We start from the raw sequence: 23,427 nt of genomic DNA on the forward strand, positions 1-23,427 counted from the left end.
TTACACAAAAAAGATTTAGAAATCGACGCCACACTGACATTTGGGCCACAAAGTGTGCCGGGCGCACACCAATTGATGCGCGCCCGGCCCCCTCGATGGCAGCTGCCGCCTAGTAGCGGCGCAGCGGGCCAACAGTCACGCGGGGACGCCCGCGTCCTGTACGGATGTTGTGATAGCGCTGAAGCGAGGCGATACCTGTATCATAGACCGCGCGGTCTACGGCCTGGTCTTCACAGTCGTTGCGACGGCTGAACATTGCATAGCCACTATTATCGCGGCAGGCGCGGTCGGCTGCCCGTTCAATACGGTCATACAATTCCTCAACGGCAGGCCCCTCGACAGGACGCAGGTCCGCATAGCAGACCTCATATTGTTGGCGGCCTTTGCGGTCTTTGCCGATGCGCGTAATTTCGCGCTTACAGAAGCCGCGATGACGCGCCTGGACGGGCGCATAGTCGTACGCGTAATCATATTCAGGCGCAGGATCGACATAGACAGGTGGCGAATAGGTCGGCGCTGGAGCCACATAGGTCGGTGCCGGGCTGACATAGGTCGTCACCGTATTTGACGAGTACTGACCGGCATAAGGGCAAGGCGTATGTGTTGCAGGCGCGCTGTAATAGCTGCATGGCCGGGTTGCACCGCCATGCGAGACGACGGGCGCTGGTGTTGTGGTTGACCCACGATAAATCGTCACCTCGCGGCTGCTCGGCGCTTGGTCGTGATAAGAATAGTGAGCGGAAGGGCGTGTTTGACCATAATAGGGGTCTGAAGCCCACCACTCGAAGCCATAGCTGGTCGCCGCATCGTTCCGGCCGTCCTGATGGGCGGTGTAACCCGTATGTGGATGCGAACCGGTCGAATAGCCGCTGTTATAGTGACTTTCAGCGCCAGGGTGACGGCGCGGCGTATTCTGAATCTGGCTGCGTTGATACTCTTCGACATAGGTGGAAGATGCAGAGCGCGTTGTTGTGACAGCCGGGCCATTAGGGCCGTATGGCACGCGTCCTTCTGCAATCATCTGCTGACGCTGCACGTCGATAATCCGATCAGCCGGATCGGGCTGGGCCTGATAGACGGGGCCGCCACTCAGTTCGCTTGTGCCATAACGAACGGGTTCTGCGTCAGCTACCCAGAATGCCGACACTGCAATCGAGGCGACCAAAACGGGAAAATATCTCATGGGTGACTCCGCAAATTCAGATCGGGATGCTCTGTTAAACTATCATTAACCTAGCACGAATTGAGGCGGAGATAAGACGGTTCTCGTTTTAGGCGAGTTGGGCGACGAGGACTCCAGTGAGGGCAGAAACAAGAATAGTCCCGGCCAGCCATTGAAACCACGGGAATTTTGGGCCCTGGCTAGCAGCAGTCTGCTGAACTCGTGCGTCGCGCAGAAAGCGCTCAAACTCGTCCATCACATCTGGCAGACGTTTCAGTCGATCTGCCACGTCACGCACGCCGTCGGCCGCAAGCTTCGCGGCGCCTGCCGGTCCGAGATTTTTCGCGATCCATCCCTTCACGACCGGCTCGGCTGCTTTCCAGATGTCATGTCCCGGGTCAATTGAACGCGCCACGCCCTCAACCTGCACCATGGTTTTCTGGAGAAGCACCAGTTCAGGGCGCAGGCGCATCCCGAAGGTTCGCGTATAATCCATAAGCTGCAACAGGATACGGCCCATATAGACCTCTTCGGCCGGCTTGCCGTGGATCGGTTCGCCTATCGACCGCAGAGCCTGCGCAAATTCGCCGACGGACTGATGGGCGGGCACATAACCGGCTTCGAAATGGACTTCAGCAACGCGTTGATAATCGCGCTGGATAAATCCCCAGAGAATCTGCGCGAGAAACCGGCGTTCATTCAACCCAATGCGCCCGATCAGACCGAAATCGACAAGTGACACGCGGTTGTTCGGCGAGATCAGGATATTTCCTTCATGCATGTCCGCGTGAAAGACGCCGTGCCCGATCGCGTGCGAGAGAAAACCGCGCGTAATCGCGTTGGCAAGTTCCGGCCTCGAAATCCCAGCCTGTTCGAGAGACCGCGGATCGGTGAGGGATATACCATCGACCCATTCCGTCGTCAGCACGCGCTGGCCGGTGCGGTCCCAGTCGACGGCTGGGACGTCAAACCAGTCATCCTCGAGCGCGAGCGCGCGCATCTGATCGGCGCCCCCTGCCTCAAGCCGAAGATCGAGTTCCTTTTCCATCGCGACGGCGACGGTCTCTGTGAACGCGACAGGCTCCAGCCGTCGGCTTTCGACAGAGGTTCGTTCAACCGTCCGCGCCGCGCGCCGTATGGCTCGCAGCTCCTGTGAAATCATGCGCTCGACGCCCGGTCGCAGGATCTTGACCGCTTTTGTGCCGCTGGCCGTTTCCATCTTGTGGACCTGCGCCAGTGACGCCGCCGCAACCGGATCCCCAAGAGAAGGAAAAAGCCGTTCGGCGTCGGCTTCGCCAAACTCCTGAATAAGCGCCTTGCGGGCTTCCTCATTGGAGAATGGCGGTATCTTGTCTTTCAGGCGCGACAGATCCGTCGCCACTTCGCTTCCGAAGACGTCAGGCCGCGTTGCGAGAAACTGACCAAGCTTGATATAAGCCGGACCGAGCTTCTCAAGCGCTTTGGCCATGCGTTCGCCCTGACGACCTTTGGCGCGGCCACCGATGATCCGCATGATCCGCCCGGCCAAGCGCGCCGGAAGGGGTAAACGCGAGAGATATTCTCCCGGCAGAATGACGTCATACCGGACAAGCGCCGTACCCGCGCGGAGCAATCGCCCATAATCTGCGAGAACGTTCAACAAGATACACCTACTGCTTTTCGGAACCGCCCCGATAGCCCGGCGTTATGAGCGTCACAACAAGGAGAAATCTTATGGCTGATAGTACACAATCGAACAATAGTGCGCTCTACTTCATCGTCGGCGCACTTCTTGTTGCCGTAATCGGCTTTGGAATCTGGTTCTTTGCTGGCCAACCAAGTGCAAATGGCGGCGATAACGGCGCGGATCTGTCCATCTCCGTGGACGAAAACGGGATGAGCGTCGATACGCCTGACGAATAGATTTCTCAAACCGCCCATCCTGAATGTAGGGCGGCTATTCCACCTGAGAAATTGGTAATGGAGACGCCGGAGAACCCGGCGTCTTTTACCTCATCCCGGAACGCATCCTGCTTCGGGAACTTCCTGATCGATTCAACAAGGTACTGGTAGCTGTCGCGATCAGACGCGACCAGTTCGCCAAGCTTGGGAATGACATTGAAGCTGTAGGTGTCATACATCTTCTGGAGCATCGGCACCGTCATATGGCTGAACTCGAGAACTGCCAGCCGGCCACCCGGTTTCAGCACACGGCGAAATTCTGAGAGGGCCGCCTGTCTATCGGCAACATTGCGGATACCAAAAGCGATGGTGAGCGCGTTGAAAGACCGGTCTTCGAAGGGCAGTGCCTGCGCATCCCCGCAGACCCAGCTAATGCGTCCCTCATATGGCTCCATGTCGCTGCGAGCGCGGCCAGCGTCCAGCATCGCGTCATTGATATCGCAAACAGTTGCACGTGTGTCCGCGACAACGCCGCGCCGGTGAGCAACCTTGTCTGCGCGATCAATGAAGGCTTTGGCCAGATCTCCAGTTCCGCCGGCGACATCGAGCAATGCCTCGCCGGGCTGCGGATTTACCTTGGCCATCGTGTCATGCTTCCAGAGCCGATGAACGCCTGCCGACATCAGATCATTCATGACGTCATAGCGGCTCGCGACCGAGCGGAACACGCCTTTGACACGGCTCACCTTTTCTTCAGGCGAGACATCCTCAAAGCCGAAGCTGACGGTTTTTTCTGTTTCAGTTTCATTTGTCATGCGCGTCGACCATAGTGGCACCCAAAGCGAAACGCTATATCCGGAACCATGCCAGAATTACCTGAAGTCGAGACAGTTCGCCGCGGTCTTTCGCCCATCATGGACGGGAAGCGGATTTTGTCAGTTCAATTGAACCGCGCGAACCTCAGATTCCCGTTCGCGGAAGGCTTCGCTGAACGCCTGACAGGGGCGCGCATTGAGCGCCTTGGGCGTCGCGCCAAATTCCTTGTGGCAGAGCTGGAAACTGGCGAAGCGCTGATTATGCATCTCGGCATGTCGGGCCGGTTTACCATCACAGGACAAGGCACACCGGGCGAGTTTCACCACGAGATCGCGCCCAACTCCAAACATGACCACGTCATCCTGAACATGGAGGGCGGACACATTGTCACTTATAATGATCCGCGCAGGTTCGGCTTCATGGAACTTTGGCCCCTGGCGGAGATGGAGACCTATCCGAGACTTGCGGGCTTTGGCCCTGAACCACTTACAAATGGCTTTTCCCATGCCTGGCTGAATGACGCTCTGAGAGACAAAAGCGGTCCTATCAAATCTGTTCTTCTGGATCAGCGCACGATTGCCGGGCTTGGAAATATCTATGTCTGCGAAGCGCTATACCGCGCCGGTATCAGCCCGCGCCGCCGCGCGTCTACCGTGCCCGGCTCCCGCGCAGCAAGGCTCGCACCGGCCATAAATGACGTGATCGCTGAAGCCATTCAGGCAGGCGGCTCATCGATCAGCGACTTCAAGGCTGCATCAGGTGAACTTGGCTACTTCCAGCACAGTTTTGCGGTGTACGACCGCGAGGGCGAGCCGTGCAAAAAATGTGGCGCCCCGATCAAACGTATCGTCCAATCGGGGCGCTCGAGTTTCTATTGTGGCAATTGCCAGCGCTAGCCGCGCTTAGCCATTCCCCCAAAGCTTCTTCCACCAAGGAGCCTTCGGCTTTGGCTCGACATTGATCGCTGAAGCCGAATAGCCGCCATCGGCCATCTTTTTCTTGATGTCGGCTTCGTCCCAGCCGGTCAGCTTGGCGAGATTGTCAGCCTCCTTGTCCCAGCGGCTGACGAGTGTATCTGCATATTCGCGGGCAGCTTCGCATTGATTGAAGTCGCCACGCCATGGGTGGCGAAGTACATAGCGACCCTGATAGTTCTCGCGATCACCAGTCACCTGAAAGGTCAGATCCTGCGGGAAGGTTTTGCCATCATAGCGAAGGTGCATGCGTGTCACGAAAACATCGACGGGCTGTGGACCCGGCATAGGGCCGGGGCGGATCGAACCTTGTGGTTCGTTTTCAACACCGCCTTCGTCCAGCCACATCACACCAAGCTCCTGAAGCTCTGACCGTGTCAGAGGCTCGGCCGCGCACGGGTCGCACCAGCTCATATCCCAGGCATATTCCATGAAGACGGCCTTGCCGTTCTGCTTCTCGACCTGATGAGCGAACATGTCCCGGTAGAAGTCGCCAAACTCATCCTTGATATAGATCGGCACATCCATGTCGGACGGCAGTTTGACCGTCTTGTAATTGGTCGTCTCGACGCGGCCCTTGCGGGTCATCGCAAAGACGAAAAGCTCCTGCTTGCCCTCAGCGTTCACAGTGCCAAGCCGGATGGGCAGCATGAAATCCTCGTCTTCGTAGGCGACCTGTATCGGCCGCAGGAAGGAAGAGCCGTCATGGCGCTCTAGGTTTACCTTGGCGACGAAGAATTTCATGCCCTGCTTGAGGTAAGACCCGACCACCTCCTCTGCCCCATCCGGAATGCGGTACTCATTCTGATTGAGCCATTTGATCAGGCCTGAGGACTCTTCTGCCGAGAGGATCAGAATGTCGTACTCACCAACCTCGTATTCGGCTTCGATCGTAACGCCAAGATCCTCGACCTCTACGCTTTCCAATGCCATCGGGGCTGGCGGCGGAACTGACGACATCATCACCTCATCTCGATAGCGCATCCGCTCACACGGGTTTTCATCGTGGTACTCGACCAGACGCGGCGCTGTATATTCATCGAGATGATCGATCAGACCCGGATTGGCGACGTTTATCTGCTCGCGCTCAGGGATATCGACGACTGGGATCACCATCGCAAACTCCGACGCGTCCCCGCGATAGTCTGAGGCCATGGTGATGACGGTGCGTTCCCCGTCGCGCACGAGCGCCACTTTCGACGCGTCATTGAACAAATCCGTATCCGCCTTGGCGACGTAGAAGCCGCAAAAGGCCGAGGCTGGCGCGCTAAGAGCGAGCGAGCCGAGGCTGAGGGCTGCGGCCCCCAAGAGGTGTCTCAGTTTCATGTGTGCGTCCCTCCTTGGACAATCTGGTAGATCCCCAGCTAAAGCGACCGGCTGGTAACAGACGGTCGAGTATCGGTGTTGTGATGGATAGGGCCGCAAGCGCGACCAGGGGCGCCGCACGCTGGTTCGGCCCGATGATGAACCAGGCGGCAAGCGCCGCGACGCTCATCGCAAAGAGAATGCGACCCGCGCGAGAATTCGGCGTCGAACGCGGGTCTGTGATCATGAAGAAGGTGAAGACAAGCAGCGTTCCCGATGAGAGCTGATGCATCGGGATCGTCATCGGATCGCCGAGCCACAAGGCTCTGCCGATCATGATAGCAGCAAACGTGCCCAGAAATGAAAGGGCAATATCAAGTCGCTTCACGCTGGATAAAACGAGCGCCGCCAAACCGATCGCATAGGCGGCAAAGAGCGGCGCCTGCCCCCACTGCCCGGGGCTCACCCAGACGTCTCGGCCTAGAATGAGCAGCATGGCGACGATGCCGATACAGGCCGGATTGAAGATATGCTTGCCGCGATAGCGAACGGCGAATTTCAGTCCGATGCCGATCAGACCCGCCGCAAACCACATCCACGGCGCTACCGCCCGCATCAGGATGGATATCGAAAGCGATGTGATCGCGGCGGACTTCCACTCAAATCGGCACCCAGTAATTAATGTGCCGATGAGCTGAGCCGACATTGCGCCTGTGAAAGCGGCAATGAGATGGACAGGTCGCGCGCCGAAATCAGTTGTCAAAACCGAGATCAGGAAAAGTCCGGACAGGGCCAAAATCTGCCAATGGCGCGCGTCCTTATTGACGGCGCGAAACAGGCGGAAAGAGATCGACCCAACATCCATGCATTACAGAGAATACACGAAAAGCGAGCAAATTTGGGCAGGGATTTGATTTTTCGAGGCGGCTCTAACGCTCACTCTCAATCGCAACCTTTTCCAGACAGGAGCCGTATTGCGTGTTTTTCAGACGGCTGGACTGCTCCAGAAGCTGCTCAATTTGATATAGCCAAGCCGAAAGCCAATCTCTTCAAGGCAGGCGATCTTCATGCCAAGAGCGTGCATCACGCTTTCAGAAAAGGCGCGAACGCAGTCACCATATGATAGAGCATACTTGCAGGCACAGGCTTATCGAGTGGCTGCCCCTCTTCACCGACCTCGTCGATCAGAAGGCCGCGGCCCGCCGGATCAAGATAGGTCTCCTTGATTTTCCGGAACAGCTCAGCAACCGCTTCCGGCGGCACAGCATCGGGATGAAGCGAATAAGCCCTCAGCTTCTCGAGCTGCGGCCACAAGCGCTTCTTCGCGTCAACAATTGCGCCAGTCGACAGAGCAACATTCACACAGAAGTCCGCCGGGCCACCTTTCTGAATGCTCCCGGCTTTCGAGATCAAACGGCGAGCCCAGCTGGCAAGATCGCGGCCACTGATATTTTCAAACTGCGTGAGCAGTGTGGCCCACTCATAGTGGTGACCAGGCTCAAAAAGCTGTCCGCGCTCACCCTCGGCTGGCGTCCAGTCGCATTGATAGAATTCCCGCAGGATGTTTTTCCGCGCATCAAAAAAGGTGGTTTCGAATAATACTACGATATTCTCGGCCAGTTTCAGATGAGCCGGATTGCTTGTCGCCGCATGCAAGGCAAGAAGCGCTTCAAGCAAGTGCATGTGAGGGTTAGCGCGCCGCTCATCTGTCTGCGCGCTCCCTTCCATATAGCCGCCATGAACGGGGTCGGCCCAGTTTTCCTCAATGTGTGAAAGCGCAGCAAGTGCAAGCTCAAGCCCCCGCTCATCAGAAAGAACGCGATACGCTGTCGCCCCGGCGAGAATTATGAATGCGTGGTCGTATAGGTCTTCAGAAGGGTCCGTTACTTTCCCGTCTGCCCCCGTCTTGTGAGCCCAGCCGCCAGATGGATTGCGAACATCACCAAGCAGATAGTCCAGACCTTTACTCACCAGATCCTCCGCCACAGCCCGGTCGCTCCAGCCCAGCTCGATGGAGCTGGCAAAGCTGAAAATCTGTCGCGCCGCAACGCGCACGCGCCTCTCCGCGCCTTCGACTGGCCTGCCGTTCGCGTCCAGACATTCATAGAAACCACCCACATCCGTATCCCAGGCGTTCTCGCCCCACATTTGAAACTGGTCCCACAGAATCGTGCGGGCTTGTTCTGCCAGTCCCGGCGCGGCCGCGGCGCTTTTCTTCGACAACTGGGCCAGCTTTTTGACATCCTGCGCGTTCTCGATTGGGCAGATCATGATGTGCTTGTCATTCGCGACAACAATCATGTCCTTCCCGCCGGTCATATAAATCGGCAGATGTTCGGACCTTACATAGCAGTTTTCGGTATCGAGCAGCTCAACCGGGCCAATCTGGGCATTGCCAGCACCATCCCGCACCGACAGTTCCCACAAAGCTTTGTAATCGCCGACATCGCTCCAGCCCATTTCAAGTGGAACGCCAAAAATCGGGCTTAGCTTTTCCATGATCGCATAGTCGACAGATATGCTGGGCGAGGCCGCGAACGCATCGCGGTCCAGCGACACAATCTGCTTTTCTGCATCCATGCGCGGACGCTCAGGCAGCGCAGCCTTCACGGCCGTCAGAATGTCCGGCGCAAGTCGCTGGAAGGCCTCAATCATGGCGCTGGCCCTGAATAGGAATATCCCCGCATTCCAGACATACCGGCCAGTTTCGATATACGCTGCCGCCGTGTCCCGATCCGGCTTCTCAACGAAGCGGCGGGCTTGCCTCACCCGGGCATCTCCGTCTTCGAGTTCGATATAACCGTAGCCGGTGCTGGCAAATGTTGGCTCAATGCCGAAAGTAACCACGTGTCCGTCAGAAGCCTTGGATAATCCAGCGGCGATCGCCTCATGAAACCTGTCCGGAAAAGCAATATGATGATCCGCTGGCAGGATAAGCAGTATGTCATCGGGATCGCTGACCAGCGCTGCGGCAACCACGGCGGCGGCCGAGTTTCTCCCGAAAGGCTCCAATAGCAATCTGGCATCCGGCAGATGCTGCCGCAGCAGGGCTTCATGGCGCGCCGCGCCTATTGCAAGCACATCCCCGAATGAAAGCCCGGCGACCTCGGTGTTTTTTACTCGTTCTGCCGTTTGGGTCAGCATCGACATGTCGCCGCCAAGCTTCAGAAACTGCTTTGGCGTGGCGCTATTTGAAAGGGGCCACAACCGTGTCCCACCGCCGCCGCATAATATAACCGGCGTTACAACATGCTCTTGCAAACCCTACTCCTTTTCCCGAAAGACTTCGGATAGCGGCTCGGCCTATAGCCCAATTGCCGCCATTTAAAAACTCAACGGGCGAAACTCTCAAGAATTGTGCAATATCCCCCAACTCCTAGTGTTGCCCCTGTTTGGCGCATAAGAAAATACGGTTGTTGATAATCGGACCTGCCGCCAAGCAATTTGAGTGAATTCTGCACGTCCAGCATTTCACGACCAGCGGCCCTTTGCCACTCGAAACGCCCGATAACCTACGCGCCCGGTGCAGAGAGGGACCTGCTATCGAGCGACACAGCACGGCAACTGGCACGGACTTCAACTGAGCTTGCGCGGCAAATGACTGCGACGGGCGGCCACTTGTTCACTCAGGCACAACTCACCCGCGCAATTCCACTGCTCCAAATATCCCCAGCCATGGTTTTCGAAGAAGCGCGGCATTCAGAACGCCAAACATCAACATTGGTGCCCGTCACGACGGAAGCCTTCAGCTCACCCGACAAGATACCGGACTTGCGTCCGGCATCTCGGGCGGTCGTGGAACGGGTGGTCAGCGCCTAGCCTAGCGCAGCTTCGTAGATTTTTTCGTAGTCTTCCTTCGTGGCCGGTTTGGCATTTCCCATGTGAGCAAGATCAGCCAGCGCGAACTCCACAACACCCGGACCGTCAGAAGACTCAAGCCCGATCTCTTTCAGCGTGCTTGGAATTCCAATATCTTCGTTCAGCTTCTCGATCGCTTCTGCCAGATCGGCGCCTGGCTCAAGGCCCATCGCAAAACGAAGGCGCTCATATTTCGCGTCGGCTGCGCCGTCATTGAAGCGCAGAAGGTGCGGCAGGAAAATCGCATTCAGCGTGCCATGGTGCAGTTTTTTCTCATGAAGCCGGCCAGCCGCATGCGAGAGCGCATGGACGCTGCCGAGACCTTTCACGAAGGCCAGCGCGCCCTCATAGGACGCCATCATCATGTTCCAGCGAGCTTCCTTGTCCGAACCATCAGCGACGGCACGGCGTAGCCAGCCATCGCGCACTGCGCGTGTCAGCCCATCATATCCAATGCCTTCAGCCGGAGGATTGGAGGACGGCACAAGAATCGCTTCGATGCAGTGGGTTACCGCGTCCATGCCCGTTGCCGCAGTCATCATTTTCGGCAGACCCATGGTCAGGTCAGGGTCACAGATCGCCGTTGGCGGGATCAGGTTTGGCGAGGCGAACGTTTCCTTGCGGCCATTGGTCATCGTTGTGATCATGCCAACAGACACTTCTGAGCCGGTGCCAGCCGTTGTTGGAATGGCAACAAGCGGTGGCAGCTTCCCGATATGCTTTGAGCCGCCAACCATCGCGGCGTATTTTTCAAGCGGTCCGCCATGGCTTGCCAGCAGGCCAACGGCCTTTGAAAGGTCCATGCTGGAGCCACCGCCAAGCGCAATGATGCCGTCCGCGCCAGCGCTCTTGTAAAGTTCAGCCACCTCAATGGCCTGCGCTTCGGTCGGGTTTGCGACGGTATCAGAAAACACGCCGCCTGGTTCACTGCCCAGCGCTTCCAGAACCTTATCAAGAATGCCAACCGCCTTGATGCCCGGATCGGTAATGATAAACGGCTTACTGACACCATGCCCTGCCATCACCTTTGGCAAACGGCCAAGGGCACCATGGTCAAAGATGCAGGTATTCATGAAGGTCATTACGGGCATGGCAGTCTCGCTTGTTGGCAGTGATGTTAGATAACTATCGGCACGTAAGACGACAGCGTTAGACCATGCAAGACCAATCGCCGCGTCATTCTGACTTGCTGATACATGTGATCACCCGCAGTGCCAACTCGTAGCAGATCACTGGAAAGCCTTGTTGACTTCCTGTGCCCTGTTGGTCCCGATAGACGTGAACTGACAAAATCAGACGAGGTGCTGTTCAGTGAGTGACCCAATTCTTTCCGTTCGGGATCTGAAGATTGATTTTGATACGCCGGATGGCACTGTCCACGCGGTGAAAGGTACGAGCTTTGACGTGGCCCCGGGCGAGTGTCTGGGCATCGTTGGTGAGTCCGGTTCAGGCAAGAGCCAGTCGGCGCTCGCCGCCATGGGACTGATCGCTGATAACGGGACAGTGACGGGATCGATCACGTTTAACGGCACAGAACTCGTCGGCGCCAAGACAAGCACGTTGCGGAAGATCCGCGGCGCGCAAATGTCGATGATTTTTCAGGACCCGCTAACGTCGCTAACCCCGCACCTCACCGTTGGCGCGCAGATGCGCGAAGTCCTTGCCCTGCACAAGAATATGAAGGGCGAAGAGGCGATCAAGCGATGTGTGGACTGGCTCGAGCAGGTCCGCATCCCCGAAGCGCGTCGTCGTCTCGATCAGTTCCCGCACGAACTTTCCGGCGGCATGCGCCAACGTGTGATGGTTGCGATCGCCATGCTATGCGGGCCGAAGCTGTTGCTGGCCGATGAGCCGACAACTGCTCTCGACGTCACCGTACAGGCGCAAGTTCTTGACCTGATGGACGACCTGAAGCGCGACACTGGTACAGGCATTGTGCTGATCACCCACGATATGGGCGTCGTCGCCCGCATGTGTGACCGCGTTGTTGTCATGCGTCATGGCGAAATCGTCGAGACAGGCACCAATGACGACATTTTCTACAATCCGCAGCACGCCTACACAAAAATGCTGCTCAACGCCGTGCCCCGCATTGACCAGCCAAACCGTGAAGGTCGCCCACAACTGGGCAATCCGCCTGCGCAAAGCGAGACACCGATCGTCGAAGCGCGCGATGTAAAAGTGCAGTTTCCGGTCAATGTCGATGGCGGCCTGTTCGGAAAAACAAAAATGTTGAAAGCGGTCGACGGGGTTTCCTTCGATCTGCGCGCCGGTGAGACGCTGGGCGTCGTCGGCGAGTCGGGGTGCGGTAAGTCCACCCTCGCCCGCGCGGTTCTGAAACTTGTGCCGCAATCGGCTGGCACGGTTGCCTGGATGGGACGCGACATCACGAACGCAAACCGCAAAGAGATGAACGGTCTGCGCGATGATCTGCAGATCGTATTCCAGGATCCGCTTGCGTCGCTGGACCCCCGGATGACAATTGGCCAATCAATCGCAGAGCCCCTCACTGTCCACAAACCGGACATGTCGAAAGCTGAACGCGAGAGGCTGGTGCGCGAATTCATGCCACGGGTTGATCTCGATCCAGCGATGATCAACCGCTATCCGCACGAGCTTTCAGGCGGCCAGAACCAGCGCGTCGGCATTGCACGCGCCATGATCCTGCGCCCTAAACTGTTGATCTGCGATGAGGCGGTGTCAGCGCTTGATGTGTCGGTCCAGGCACAAGTCGTCGATCTGTTGATCGACCTCCAGAAAGAGTTCGGGCTGGCGATGATCTTTATCAGCCACGATCTCTCGGTGGTCCGAGAGATCAGCCACCGCGTCATGGTGCTCTATCTTGGCAAAGTCGTTGAAATCGCAGACCGCACAGCGATCTATGAGGATGCCCGTCATCCTTACACAAAGGCGCTGATTTCTGCTGTTCCAACGCCTGACCCGAAGTTTGAGCGCACGAAAGAGCGGGTCAAACTGCGTGGTGACCTCCCCTCACCGCTTGATAGCCGTGCGCCGCTCCGCTTCATGAAATCCGTCGTTATAGATGATCCGGATGCCGAGCAGTACAGCCCCAAATTGATCGAGGTAGCGCCCGGTCATCTCGTGGCCGAGCATGACGCCTATGAGGGCGTTGAAGGGTTGAAGCTGAAAGAGACAGAACCGGCCTGAGCCATTTCTTTGTCAGGCAATACCGCGTTCATCCTGATCAAGGCCAGACTCGTCAGGCTCCTCGATGGGCTTTGGCCGACTGATCAGATAGCCCTGCAGCTCTCCGCAGTTTGCCTGCAGCAATTGCAACGCTTGCTCTTCGGTCTCTACGCCTTCGGCGACCACCGGAATTGACAGGCTCTGGCCCAGCTTCAAGATCGCATCGACAACCGCCAGCGACTTGGAATCCGTCCCCATTGAAGAGATAAATGACCGGTCGATCTTGATACGGTCAAACGGCAATTGCTGGATAAAACGCATCGACGAATAGCCCGTGCCGAAATCATCGAATGCAATCATTACGCCCAGTTTTTTGAGCTTTTCAAGCAGATTGGCGGCCGCCTCGATGTTCTGTATAAGCGCTGTCTCTGTGATTTCCAGTTCAAGTCGTTCCGGTGCCAGCTTCGACACGCGTAGCGCGTTACGAATATCGCCGTAGAGTTTCGGATCCAGAAACTGGCGGGCCGACAGGTTGATCGAAACACTGTAATCATTCGGCCAGCTGGCCGCAGCCCTGCAGGCTTCCATCATACACCAGCGGCCGATGTCATTGATCAGCATGCTCTGTTCTGCAATGTCGATAAAATCTGCAGGCATGAGCAAGCCGTGGCCGGGCCTTTTCCAGCGGATCAGCGCTTCATAGCCGAGAATGGCTCGCGTGCGCGAAGAGACCTTGGGTTGGTAGTGAAGTACGAACTCATTGCGTTCAACTGCCTGGGACAATGCGGTTTCGATGTCGCGGCGCGCCTCATAAATTTCATGCAATTGGGCGTCATAGATGCGGGAACGGCCACGCCCCTCGGACTTGGCGGCGTAAAGAGCCCTGTCCGCCGATTTCAGCATTTGCCCGCCATCAAGACCGCGTTCTTCAATTAGAAATATGCCGGCGCTTGCCCCTGTGCGGATAAAGATACCTTCATGTCGAACAGGCTGGCAGAGTTCAGCGACGCAGGTTTTTCCAATTTTTTCAACGTCAGCCTGTTTCAGGCCGGGGCCGGTCAGGATGGCAAATTCGTCTCCACCAAGGCGAGCGATCACGCTACCTTCTGGCGTGATCGCCTCCAGACGCCTTGAAGTTTCGATGATGACGGCATCGCCAGCCGCATGTCCGAACTGGTCATTCACATCCTTGAATTCGTCCAGATCGATCAGGATGAGCGCCGAATGCCGGACTGGTCCGGTTTCTGTGACAAGCGCCAGTTCCCGCTGGAAGGCCTCACGATTTGCCAGCCCGCTTAGCTGGTCCTGGAAAGCCAGGACGCGGATCTCCGCCTCGTATCGCAAGCGCTCGCGCAAATCGGTAATGGTGAGCACTGTGAAATTGCCGTCTTCACCAGCCAGCTTGCGACCACGTAGCTCAACAGGAATTTCCTCTCCATTGGCAGAGCGGATGGTCGTTTCAAGGCGTCTCATGCCCGCAACATCTTCAGCGCTCAGCCCGGCGACACAGGAGACGGGCGTTCGTAAGAGTGCATCGCGCGTCCTCCCAAGAAGCTCGGCTGCGACCTTGTTCACCTCGACACATTCGCCCTTGGCATTCGCGATTATGATGCCTTCAGACGCCGAGTCGGCCAGCATGGCGATCCGTCTATTTCCCTGAGTGCGAATACGGCTGACGAATGCATCAAAGCTGGCTGCGGCGAAGGCGGCCAGCAGAATGATGACCACACCGGCGATAATCCAGTGCCCAAGATCTGAAGGCTCCAGAACCCAGGAAATGTCTGCCAGCCCGGATAACGGAAAAACGGTCATAGCCGCTGTGCCAACAAAATGGATGCCGGCAACACCCAGAAGCGTGGCTACCAACGTAATGCCACGACGCCAGTGACCTGCAGAAGCCCGGAAGTTGGCATAGGCCAGCAGGAAAAATGCCCAGCACACGCCAATCGCAGCGAGTACATAGCCGGCATCATACTCGATCAGCGCAGACGATTTCAGCGCCCCCTGCCCGTAAAAATGCATCGCCGCCAGCGTCATCGTCGCCAGGGTCCCTACCAGGAGCCGGCGCACCAGGGATGGCCGGCCGACCATAAGCTGCGACGCCAAAACGAAGCCGGCTATGGCCAGCAAAGCAGAGTTGGCTGTTGTCCAGCCATCAAAAGCCACGCTGAATCCCGGCTCGTAACCGAGCATGGCAACGAAATGTGTCCCCCAAACACTAAGACCCGCCGCGACACCCGAAACAGCGGCCCAGACCCGCATCCCCGTAACTGTCCGGCTCGCATGGCTCCGGTCAAAGACCACCAGCGAACAAGTTGTCCCCAAGGCGCACACGACCATTGCCAGCATCACGTAGATGGCAGCATGTTCGTCCTGAACGCAGGAAATTACTCTGTACATTGCATCACCGCATTTTTTGTTACGGTGACGATTAGCCAGAAAGTCCTAAATTATAGTGCATTCAAAAGTTTACTATTCTGCCGGCAGCTCGGGCCCGGCTATTCCACGTCAGCCAGCCGGGTCAGGTTGAGCGCGATACATCCGGTGGCGGTTGCACCCCGACCCGCTGGTTTGCCGCGAATGACCTTATCGTCGGCATCATACGCCCCGTCGATCTCTGCCGCGCCATAATTTGATGGCTGCTCAATCCAGTCTGTCGGCAGGAGCTGCAACTGGCCATATTCGTCCAGCGTGCCCTCCATGTGGAACGCGCCCTTCGGAGCATCCGGGTTTGACATCAAAGGATAAAACCAGAGCGTCGCGGAAACCGGATAGGCACCGGCCGTCATGTCTGTGCCGTCCAGTGCTTCAACTGTCAGCGTCAGTCCGTGCGCGCCTGTATTCCGACAGAAATAGTCCCCCGCATAGGTGCCGGGAAGAGTCTTGAGACCTTCCACGAAAGGATCGGGCTCTGCTGGCGTTTCAGTTTGCTCGCTTTGCGCCCAGGCCGACGTTACGCCAACCAGAGACAACATCAGGGCCGCAGCCCAAGGTCTGTAAGTCATTTTATTCTCCCACCCGATGGCGACTTTGCCATCGCTTCAATAATCGCCAGAAGTGCGGCGCTTTGACAAGAGCGCAGCCGGGCGAAACGAGTGAGAGCTAGATGTCCCGGAGAGAAGCCGGATCAGCCGTTGACGACGTCATGGATTGACTTCAGGCGAGCCAACAGCGCCTCAGCCCCATCGAGCGGCAGGCAGCTAGGACCGTCACACAGGGCCTTGTCGGGCTCGGGGTGAAACTCAAGGAAGACCCCGTCAGCGCCCGCTGCGATGGCAGACTGCGCAATAATGGGCACGCCTTCGCGCCGCCCGCCTGTGGAGCCACCGGAGGTACGCGGGTCTGCGCCCGGCAACTGTACGGCGTGCGTCGCGTCGATCGTGACTGGCACGCCCAGGGCTTTCATGGCCGGAATACCAAGCATGTCGACGACCAGATTATTGTACCCGAAGCTGGAGCCGCGCTCACACAGAATGACGGGTGATTTCTCACCGACGACTTCACCAACCTTGGTGACGATGTTCTTGCAATCCCAAGGCGCCAGGAACTGGGCTTTCTTGACGTGCAGCCAGCCACCGCGGTCATGCACTGCCTTGGCGCCAGCGACGATCAAATCAGTCTGTCGGCACAGAAACGCCGGCACTTGCACAACTTCGGCAATTTCGGCGACCGGCTCTGCTTGCTCAGGCGTGTGATAGTCTGTGACGATCGGAACACCGAATTCGGATTTCACGTCTTCCAGAATCTTCAGGCCGTCATCGAGACCGGGCCCGCGATAGGACTTTATCGAAGACCGGTTCGCCTTGTCGAAGCTGGCTTTGAAAATGAAGGAGACATCGAGACGGGCGCAAACCTTTTGCAAATGATCGCAGATGCTCATGGCGAGATCCCGGCTCTCAAGCACGTTCATGCCGGCCATGACGGTCAGTTTCTGGCCGTCGCCGATTGAGATGCCATAGGCCGGAAGAGAAAGAGTGCTCATGAGATTTCCTGTAAGCTGCCTTCGTTCGCGCTTAGACATGTGCCGTCTCACCAGCAAGTCTGCAAGCACTCCGCGTTAGCGCCGCAGCTATTCAAGTGCACAGGGCTGTCCTGCAAGGCGTCACTGCCGCTTGCCCCACAGCAAAAACCAAATAGGGTGCGCCGCGTTCGCTGGAGTACCACAATCATGACTGAAAAACTGCCGATCAGCCTCGAAGATGTGCAAGATGCCGCCCGGATTCTGGACGGCCAGATTGAGCGCACACCCATGCGGCTGTCGCGCACCCTTTCAGCGATTACCGGCGCGACTGTCTGGATCAAGTTTGAGAACCAGCAATTCACCGCAGCCTTCAAGGAGCGCGGCGCCCTCAATAAGCTCGCTCGTCTGACCGACGAAGAAAAATCTGCTGGTGTCATTGCAGCGTCGGCTGGCAATCATGCACAGGGCGTTGCCTATCACGGGCGTCGTCTTGGGATTCCTGTGACCATCGCCATGCCGGTGACAACGCCGTTCAACAAGGTTGAACACACGCGCGCGTTTGGCGCACGTGTTCTGCTTGAAGGCACAACATTTGATGAAGCCAAGGCCTACGCCCAGACGATCCGCGAGGAGGAAGGGCTGACCTGGATCCATCCCTTCGATGACCCGCTCATCATGGCCGGTCAGGGAACCGCTGCGATCGAGATGTTTGAAGATGGACCAGAGCTTGATGTGCTCGTCGTCCCGATTGGCGGAGGCGGCCTCATCTCAGGCATGGCAACGGTCTCCAAAGCCCTCTCGCCCAAAACCAAGGTCATCGGCGTTCAGGCGGCGATGTACCCCAGCATGTTCGCCGCCATCAAGGGGCAGGACAGCAAGTCTGGCGGCGCATCGATCGCCGAAGGGATCTCGGTCAAGGAGCCGGGACAGCTCACCCGCAAGGTCGTCGAGGAATTGGTCGATGAAATCGTGCTGGTCGAAGAAGAGCACCTGGAACGGGCGATCACGCTTTTTGCTGATGTTGAAAAGACAATTGCTGAAGGCGCCGGCGCTGCTGGTCTGGCCGCTCTTCTCGCGCATCCTGAAAAGTTTGCGGGCAAGACCGTGGGCCTCATTCTATGCGGCGGCAATATCGACACAAGGCTACTGGCGTCCGTGCTGACCCGCGCACTGGTACGAGAAAAGCGGCTCGCCAATATCCGCATCATCGGGGATGACCGGCCCGGCCTGCTTGCGCTGGTCTCGAAAATCATCGGTGATAATGGCGCCAACATCATGGAAGTTGCCCACAACCGGATCGCCCTTGATGTTCCTGCAAAGGGCGCCGAATTCGACATCCTGATGGAGACACGGGATGCCCAGCATACCCAGGATATCATCGACGCCCTTGCCAGTGCCGGATATCCACCACGTCAGAACTAGTGCCTGCCAGGATGGTCAACTGATCTGGCAGAGGTGACTTGGTAATAAAGCTTTTCTAGAGTCCCCGGCATAGCCCGATGACTGGAAGAATACGCCTTATGATCAAGTCTCTCACTGGAATCCTCGCAGTATCAGCACTGGCCGCGTGCGGTGCACCGAAGCCTAAATTCGACGAGTTTTTTCCCTGGAACCCTGATCGTCCAGGCGTTGAGACAACTGAGAACGGGCTTCAATACGTCGTCATAGAGGAAGGCCCCGAAGACGGCGCTTCCCCCCAGATCGATTCGACCGTTCAGGTCTTTTACGAAGGCCGTTTGACAGACGGCACAGTGTTCGATGGCAACTTTGACGGAGCTCGTCCCGCCATGTTCGGTGTGGGCCAGGTCATCCCCGGATGGACGCAAGGCCTTCAGCTCATGTCAGAAGGCGACGAGTATGTTTTCTATATTCCGTCAGAGCTGGGCTATGGGCAAACGCCGCGCCCCGGCGGCGTCATCAAGCCGGGCGACGACCTCATTTTCCGGGTGCATCTGGAAAAAGTGTTCAAGCCAGAAGCGGCCGATGAAGCCGCCTGGTCGAAATACACGCCATGGGATTCCAGCAATCCGGATATCGAAGCGACCGATAGCGGGCTGGAATATGTCGTTCTGGAAAGCGGCAATGATGCCGGAAAAAGCCCTGCCCCAAGCGATACTGTCGTCGTACTTTATGAAGGCCGGTTCGCTGAAACTGGTGAGGTCTTTGACAGCGCCTATATGCGGGGCGAACCGATCATGTTCCCTGTCAATGGCGTTATTCCGGGCTGGCAGGAAGCGTTGCAATTGATGAAGCCCGGCGATCACTGGCTCATCCACGTCCCCTCGCAGATCGCTTATGGCGAAAAAGGGTATCCGGGCGCGATCCCCCCGAATTCGGACCTCAATTTCGAAGTAGAGTTGATTGATGTGCTCGCAACGGAATAGATTTTGCTAGGAGATGATGACATCTTTGTTTCGAGGGGTTTGGGATGGCTCAATCAATTAGCTCGCTGAAACGTTTCAGCACAGCTTTCGCCAGCATGACTGTATCGGCTCTGATACTGTCCGCATGCCAGACTACACAACAACCACCGGCATATGAGACCAGTGCTGATGAGGCAGCTGTCGCTGCGATTAATGTCGACGAAAAGCAAGCTGCAAAGCGTGGATCGGCCTGTCCCGAATTCGCACGCGGTCCCGGCAAGCTCGCCCCCCTCTTTCCTGCAACATGTGCCTCGATGCAGGAAACCGATAGCGGACTTCGCTGGATTGAGCTGGCCCAAGGCCCGGCTGATCGTGAGCCTCCACTCGACGGCGCGACTGTGATCGTCGCCTACGAAGGCTACCTCGCAGATACCGGCGCCCGGTTCGACAGTTCCTATGAACGCGGCGAGGCATCTGTGTTTGTCATCGATCAGGTCATCCGCGGATGGACCGAAACCCTGAAGATGATGACGCCAGGTGATGAGTGGCTGGTCTACATTCCGGCCGATCTCGCTTATGGCGCGACCTCTCCGAGCGCCTCGATCCCTGCCAATTCCGACCTGGTCTTCAAGATTCGGCTGGATGGCTTCCTCAATGCCGAGGAAGTTGCTGAGCTTCCACCAATTGGCGGCGTTTCCCCAAAGGTCTGGGAAAGCTTCCTGCCATGGGACACATCGCGCGAGGGCGTGCGAACCGAAGACTCCGGCCTCTCCTACGCAATCCTTGAGTCAGGCGACACGTCTGGCGCCAAGGTCTTCGCAGACGATTTCATCGCTCTGGATTACGAAGCGCGTTTGGCTGATACCGGCGAACTGATCTCGACGACATGGACCAGAGATGCCCCGCTCGTGGTTCGGGCTGGCGATCTTATTCCTGGCTTTGCGCAAATGGTCAGCATGATGCGCCCCGGCGATATCTGGATTGGACACCTGCCTGCGGCAATCGCTTACGGCAAGACCGGACTGAGCGGCGTTGTGCCGCCAAATTCTGACCTTGCCTATGTCGTCAATCTGATTGCCATTAATCCACCCGTTACAACCGAGTAACGACACGTCTCACTATTTTCCGGCCCACAAAATTTGCACCATACGGCGCAGAGACGCTTGTTACCAAAGCCAACATATACCGACCCGGTATATGTTTTAGCTGTTGGATTTCTGGTCGCCGTCAAAAGTGTCCTGAAAATGCTCGGCCTGAATGCGCTCGTAATGAGCTTGAACGATGCTAGCGACCGCAGCTGACGACAACTTCGTCTCCACGGCTTTTTTGCCACTCGCCCCTTTTTCGGAGGCTTCACCCGGATTTGCAACGATAGCCTTTAGCAACTCAGCGGCATGCTCGACACTTGGGTCGGCCCATACCTGTCCGGCGGACTGCGGATATTCGCCGGGCCGCACTGGAACCAGAGTGAATTCTACCGGATAGCCGTTACTCGAATTAAGGTAGTCTGTACTTCCAGAATAATCAGTCGCGACAACAGGCTTTCCAAGCTGCAAAGCTTCAGCGATATTCATACCAAAGCCCTCGGACCGATGCAGCGAAATGTAGGCGTCGCAATTTCTCTGAAGAGCGCTATACCGCTGCTGGCTTAGCGGCATGTCGATCACAATTATCCGGTCATCCCTGATAAATGTCTGCATGAGATTGCGATGTTCTTCAGCATGGCGGGCGTTGCCATGAAATTTCATGATGAGTTGAGGCCCTTCCGGATTGGAGCCCTTTGGAAAAGCGAGGTTGAAGGCCTGGTAAATAGCCAGTGGGTTTTTCCGCGCGGCAAACGAGTTCAAGTCCAGAGAGCAGAGAAACAAGAACCGATTCTCAGGCAATCCCAGTTCGGTCCGCGTTTCGCCGGAATCTACGCGTTCAAATACCGGATGAGGGATGACATATACCGGCTTGTCAGTTTTACCCATCACGGCCTTTTGCACGAAGGTCGAAGGCACCCAGATCTCATCGAGATAATCTATTGCATTCACCCATTCATCGGGAAAGTGCGATAGTTCCCACGCCCAATAACCGATGCGATAGCGGCCTTTTGTCTCTTCGGCTTTCAAGCTGTCCAGAACGGCGGGCGTGTTGTCTGCGTTCACATGAAACAACAGGCAGTTGTAGGGAGAGGCGCTCGAACGGGTATTATCCAAAACAGGCAGGATTTCCGGCGCATTACCATTCGTCGTCAGGACGTGATTGCTGTGGTTGATGCCCGCGGCAGTCACCACCTTTGCCATGCGGCGCGCGCCTTCGCCAACTCCACTCACAGCGGTGAAGTTTCCATATATTCCGATACCCGGAACCAAGGATGCATCAAGCTTTCTGCCTAAACTGATGCGGGCCCCACTACTGCTATGTCCCGCAGACTTACGTACCAGAAACTCTCTTATTGAAAGGCGCAGCGATGCGGGAAGAAACTTGTAAATGCCTCTGAAGTTAGCCGCACTTGCCATGGCTTTGCTGGCAAGCCAACGGACTGAAAAAACCGCCGCACCGCCGTTTCGGTCGACCGTCAGATTGAGCGCCTCGGCGATAGGATCAACCGCTTCAGGCGGCAACTTGTATTCCCTTGATGCAGAGTGAACAAACCATGTTGCGAAAGACCGGCGGCCTTCCGGGCTCGTCAGAGGGAATGACCCCTGCACATCGGGTCGCTCATGCCAAATCCGAAGCATCAGTGCTGTAATGGGTACGTTGCGATCGGAAAACCCTCTGGCGGGGTTCATCAGAAGGTTCACATCATACTCGAATGCCTTGTCGCGAGACTTTGCAGACGGCTGGTGCTCCTGCGCATACAGGCGTCGATAGACATCGGGAATCGGTTCGCCGTCTTTGAAAACCGAGAACGCGTACGGAATCGAAGCGAACTGGGAATGACCGTGACCTTTCAGCTTTCCAAGATATTCGTCCAGAAGCTGTCTCAAATGCCCGATGTCGGATGCGGTGAACCTGTTTTGGTGCTTTGAAAAAATATCTGGCTTTCCAGGCACAACGCCACTGAAATGGAAGAAATACAGAGGCCTTCCATCAGCCAGCCACTCTCCGTCCGAAAAGACTACCGGTCGAGATGCAAGATTCCAGTAGGCGGCATTGTATCCCTTGTGTCGAAGTATTTCGACATCCGCCAAGTAGCTTGGGGCGAGATCCATGAATTTTTGATCCACGAACAAACCATTTTGAAGGTCGACGCGGCAATCACCAAGCATTTTACGATTCCACCAGGCCATGAAGCCGCGGACGTCGTTGCGATTGGCCGCAGCCAGAAACCCTAAATTAAAGGCGCCTGTCCGAAGTAGCCGGATGTCATCCGGGTCCAATCCATCTTCAAGCGGCTCCGTTGAGTGCGGCGTCATAACCAGCGACGCGCCATCAGCCAGAGCCTGATGGACGTGCTCGAGTGGCCGCAGCACCATAATATCCGGGTCAAGGAAGATGACGTTATCGCCAGCCATTTCAAAAAAATGAAGGAAAGCTGCAGGCTTTACCGCCGTATTCATTTCCATGACTGAATACCGCATCGCCATATCCCAGAAATTGGGAATGCCCAGATTCTCGGCATACACAATTTCAAACGGCAAGCTATCAGCGACAGACGCATCGAGTTTGCCGTCCACCAGAACGACCTTGAAGTCTTGAGCGGCAGCTGGATCTGCGACAGCCAGCGAACCATACAGGGTTCTGGCGTAAGCGAGATAATTCGCTGAACATATAGTAAAATATACAGGTCTGGTCATGCGAGGTGTATTCTCTATCTGCCCTGCTCAGTATGTCTATACGCAAGGCTTTTTGGGTAGCAGTTCCAGCAAGAAATACGTTCAATCTTCGGCACAGCTTTTCTACATTAAAAGTTCGATCAAGCCCGGACTATCGGCGTCTGTGAGCAAAACCCGCGAGACAAAAGCGGACAGC

The 23,427-nt window shown here is 56.7% G+C and carries 17 protein-coding genes; 6 read left to right on the forward strand and 11 right to left on the reverse strand.

Annotation, left to right across the window (positions count from 1 at the left end; genetic code table 11):
* Window positions 1-109: 109 nt before the first annotated feature.
* Window positions 110-1,183, reverse strand: coding sequence for a hypothetical protein (locus B8783_RS12225; RefSeq protein WP_084420395.1), 1,074 nt, complete (start codon window positions 1,181-1,183; stop codon window positions 110-112).
* An 88-nt stretch (window positions 1,184-1,271) separates the two neighbouring features.
* Window positions 1,272-2,801 carry a 2-polyprenylphenol 6-hydroxylase gene (gene ubiB / locus B8783_RS12230; RefSeq protein WP_233355770.1) on the reverse strand — a complete coding sequence of 510 codons (1,530 nt, stop codon included), beginning with the start codon at window positions 2,799-2,801 and terminating at the stop codon, window positions 1,272-1,274.
* Between the two features lie 74 nt (window positions 2,802-2,875).
* On the opposite strand from ubiB, the gene B8783_RS12235 reads away from it, so the two are divergent.
* Entirely contained in the window at window positions 2,876-3,064 is a 189-nt protein-coding gene (locus B8783_RS12235) for a hypothetical protein (RefSeq protein ID WP_084420397.1), read from the forward strand.
* A 5-nt stretch (window positions 3,065-3,069) separates the two neighbouring features.
* Here the strand turns inward: B8783_RS12235 and ubiE are convergent, their stop codons facing one another.
* On the reverse strand, window positions 3,070-3,858 hold the full coding sequence (gene ubiE / locus B8783_RS12240) for a bifunctional demethylmenaquinone methyltransferase/2-methoxy-6-polyprenyl-1,4-benzoquinol methylase UbiE (protein WP_084420398.1): 789 nt from the start codon (window positions 3,856-3,858) through the stop codon (window positions 3,070-3,072).
* A 48-nt stretch (window positions 3,859-3,906) separates the two neighbouring features.
* On the opposite strand from ubiE, the gene mutM reads away from it, so the two are divergent.
* Entirely contained in the window at window positions 3,907-4,755 is an 849-nt protein-coding gene (gene mutM, locus B8783_RS12245) for a bifunctional DNA-formamidopyrimidine glycosylase/DNA-(apurinic or apyrimidinic site) lyase (RefSeq protein WP_084420399.1), read from the forward strand.
* Window positions 4,756-4,761: 6 nt separating this feature from the next.
* On the opposite strand, the gene B8783_RS12250 is transcribed toward mutM, so the two are convergent.
* The 4 genes from B8783_RS12250 to B8783_RS12265 all read right to left on the reverse strand — a co-directional run bounded on the left by B8783_RS12250 (window position 4,762) and on the right by B8783_RS12265 (window position 11,087).
* A complete protein-coding gene (locus B8783_RS12250) occupies window positions 4,762-6,159 on the reverse strand; it encodes a DUF2330 domain-containing protein (protein WP_084420400.1) in 1,398 nt (465 codons plus the stop codon).
* Window positions 6,101-6,844 carry an RnfABCDGE type electron transport complex subunit D gene (locus B8783_RS12255; RefSeq protein ID WP_233355771.1) on the reverse strand — a complete coding sequence of 248 codons (744 nt, stop codon included), beginning with the start codon at window positions 6,842-6,844 and terminating at the stop codon, window positions 6,101-6,103. Before B8783_RS12255 ends, B8783_RS12250 begins: the two co-directional genes overlap by 59 nt.
* A gap of 377 nt (window positions 6,845-7,221) precedes the next feature.
* Complete coding sequence (locus B8783_RS12260) at window positions 7,222-9,399, reverse strand: AGE family epimerase/isomerase (RefSeq protein WP_084420402.1); 2,178 nt, start codon at window positions 9,397-9,399, stop codon at window positions 7,222-7,224.
* A 554-nt stretch (window positions 9,400-9,953) separates the two neighbouring features.
* The gene (locus tag B8783_RS12265) at window positions 9,954-11,087 is read right to left on the reverse strand and encodes an iron-containing alcohol dehydrogenase (RefSeq protein ID WP_233355772.1); all 1,134 of its coding nucleotides are present in this window, start codon (window positions 11,085-11,087) and stop codon (window positions 9,954-9,956) included.
* Window positions 11,088-11,307: 220 nt separating this feature from the next.
* Here B8783_RS12265 and B8783_RS12270 point away from each other — a divergent pair, with 220 nt between their 5' ends.
* A complete protein-coding gene (locus B8783_RS12270) occupies window positions 11,308-13,164 on the forward strand; it encodes an ABC transporter ATP-binding protein (RefSeq protein WP_084420404.1) in 1,857 nt (618 codons plus the stop codon).
* A 12-nt stretch (window positions 13,165-13,176) separates the two neighbouring features.
* Here B8783_RS12270 and B8783_RS12275 read toward each other — a convergent pair whose 3' ends face one another.
* From B8783_RS12275 to kdsA, 3 genes are all read right to left on the reverse strand, one after another.
* On the reverse strand, window positions 13,177-15,543 hold the full coding sequence (locus B8783_RS12275; protein WP_084420405.1) for a bifunctional diguanylate cyclase/phosphodiesterase: 2,367 nt from the start codon (window positions 15,541-15,543) through the stop codon (window positions 13,177-13,179).
* Window positions 15,544-15,641: 98 nt separating this feature from the next.
* Window positions 15,642-16,148, reverse strand: coding sequence for a hypothetical protein (locus tag B8783_RS12280; RefSeq protein WP_139792352.1), 507 nt, complete (start codon window positions 16,146-16,148; stop codon window positions 15,642-15,644).
* Window positions 16,149-16,270: 122 nt separating this feature from the next.
* Window positions 16,271-17,125 (reverse strand): 3-deoxy-8-phosphooctulonate synthase, encoded by an 855-nt coding sequence (kdsA, locus tag B8783_RS12285; RefSeq protein WP_084420407.1) that lies wholly within the window; start codon window positions 17,123-17,125, stop codon window positions 16,271-16,273.
* A 186-nt stretch (window positions 17,126-17,311) separates the two neighbouring features.
* Between kdsA and B8783_RS12290 the strand changes: the two genes are divergently transcribed.
* From B8783_RS12290 to B8783_RS18515, 3 genes are all read left to right on the forward strand, one after another.
* Window positions 17,312-18,526: a threonine ammonia-lyase gene (locus B8783_RS12290; protein ID WP_139792353.1), complete on the forward strand. Its 1,215-nt coding sequence runs from the start codon at window positions 17,312-17,314 to the stop codon at window positions 18,524-18,526.
* 98 nt (window positions 18,527-18,624) lie between these two features.
* Window positions 18,625-19,488: an FKBP-type peptidyl-prolyl cis-trans isomerase gene (locus B8783_RS12295; protein ID WP_084420408.1), complete on the forward strand. Its 864-nt coding sequence runs from the start codon at window positions 18,625-18,627 to the stop codon at window positions 19,486-19,488.
* Between the two features lie 44 nt (window positions 19,489-19,532).
* Window positions 19,533-20,573 (forward strand): FKBP-type peptidyl-prolyl cis-trans isomerase, encoded by a 1,041-nt coding sequence (locus tag B8783_RS18515; RefSeq protein ID WP_084420409.1) that lies wholly within the window; start codon window positions 19,533-19,535, stop codon window positions 20,571-20,573.
* A 96-nt stretch (window positions 20,574-20,669) separates the two neighbouring features.
* On the opposite strand, the gene B8783_RS12305 is transcribed toward B8783_RS18515, so the two are convergent.
* The gene (locus B8783_RS12305; RefSeq protein WP_084420410.1) at window positions 20,670-23,252 is read right to left on the reverse strand and encodes a glycosyltransferase family 4 protein; all 2,583 of its coding nucleotides are present in this window, start codon (window positions 23,250-23,252) and stop codon (window positions 20,670-20,672) included.
* Between the last annotated feature and the right edge of the window lie 175 nt (window positions 23,253-23,427).

Origin of the sequence: Henriciella litoralis (genome assembly GCF_002088935.1) — a bacterium.
GTDB classification, from domain to species: domain Bacteria; phylum Pseudomonadota; class Alphaproteobacteria; order Caulobacterales; family Hyphomonadaceae; genus Henriciella; species Henriciella litoralis.

Coding starts and splice junctions, on each gene's coding strand:
- B8783_RS12225 (WP_084420395.1), bottom strand. CDS start 1,183: ATGAGATATTTTCCCGTTTTGGTCGCCTCGATTGCAGTGTCGGCATTC.
- B8783_RS12235 (WP_084420397.1), top strand. CDS start 2,876: ATGGCTGATAGTACACAATCGAACAATAGTGCGCTCTACTTCATCGTC.
- ubiE (WP_084420398.1), bottom strand. CDS start 3,858: ATGACAAATGAAACTGAAACAGAAAAAACCGTCAGCTTCGGCTTTGAG.
- mutM (WP_084420399.1), top strand. CDS start 3,907: ATGCCAGAATTACCTGAAGTCGAGACAGTTCGCCGCGGTCTTTCGCCC.
- B8783_RS12250 (WP_084420400.1), bottom strand. CDS start 6,159: ATGAAACTGAGACACCTCTTGGGGGCCGCAGCCCTCAGCCTCGGCTCG.
- B8783_RS12255 (WP_233355771.1), bottom strand. CDS start 6,844: ATGTCGGCTCAGCTCATCGGCACATTAATTACTGGGTGCCGATTTGAG.
- B8783_RS12265 (WP_233355772.1), bottom strand. CDS start 11,087: ATGCCCGTAATGACCTTCATGAATACCTGCATCTTTGACCATGGTGCC.
- B8783_RS12275 (WP_084420405.1), bottom strand. CDS start 15,543: ATGTACAGAGTAATTTCCTGCGTTCAGGACGAACATGCTGCCATCTAC.
- B8783_RS12280 (WP_139792352.1), bottom strand. CDS start 16,148: ATGACTTACAGACCTTGGGCTGCGGCCCTGATGTTGTCTCTGGTTGGC.
- kdsA (WP_084420407.1), bottom strand. CDS start 17,125: ATGAGCACTCTTTCTCTTCCGGCCTATGGCATCTCAATCGGCGACGGC.
- B8783_RS12290 (WP_139792353.1), top strand. CDS start 17,312: ATGACTGAAAAACTGCCGATCAGCCTCGAAGATGTGCAAGATGCCGCC.
- B8783_RS12295 (WP_084420408.1), top strand. CDS start 18,625: ATGATCAAGTCTCTCACTGGAATCCTCGCAGTATCAGCACTGGCCGCG.
- B8783_RS18515 (WP_084420409.1), top strand. CDS start 19,533: ATGGCTCAATCAATTAGCTCGCTGAAACGTTTCAGCACAGCTTTCGCC.
- B8783_RS12305 (WP_084420410.1), bottom strand. CDS start 23,252: ATGACCAGACCTGTATATTTTACTATATGTTCAGCGAATTATCTCGCT.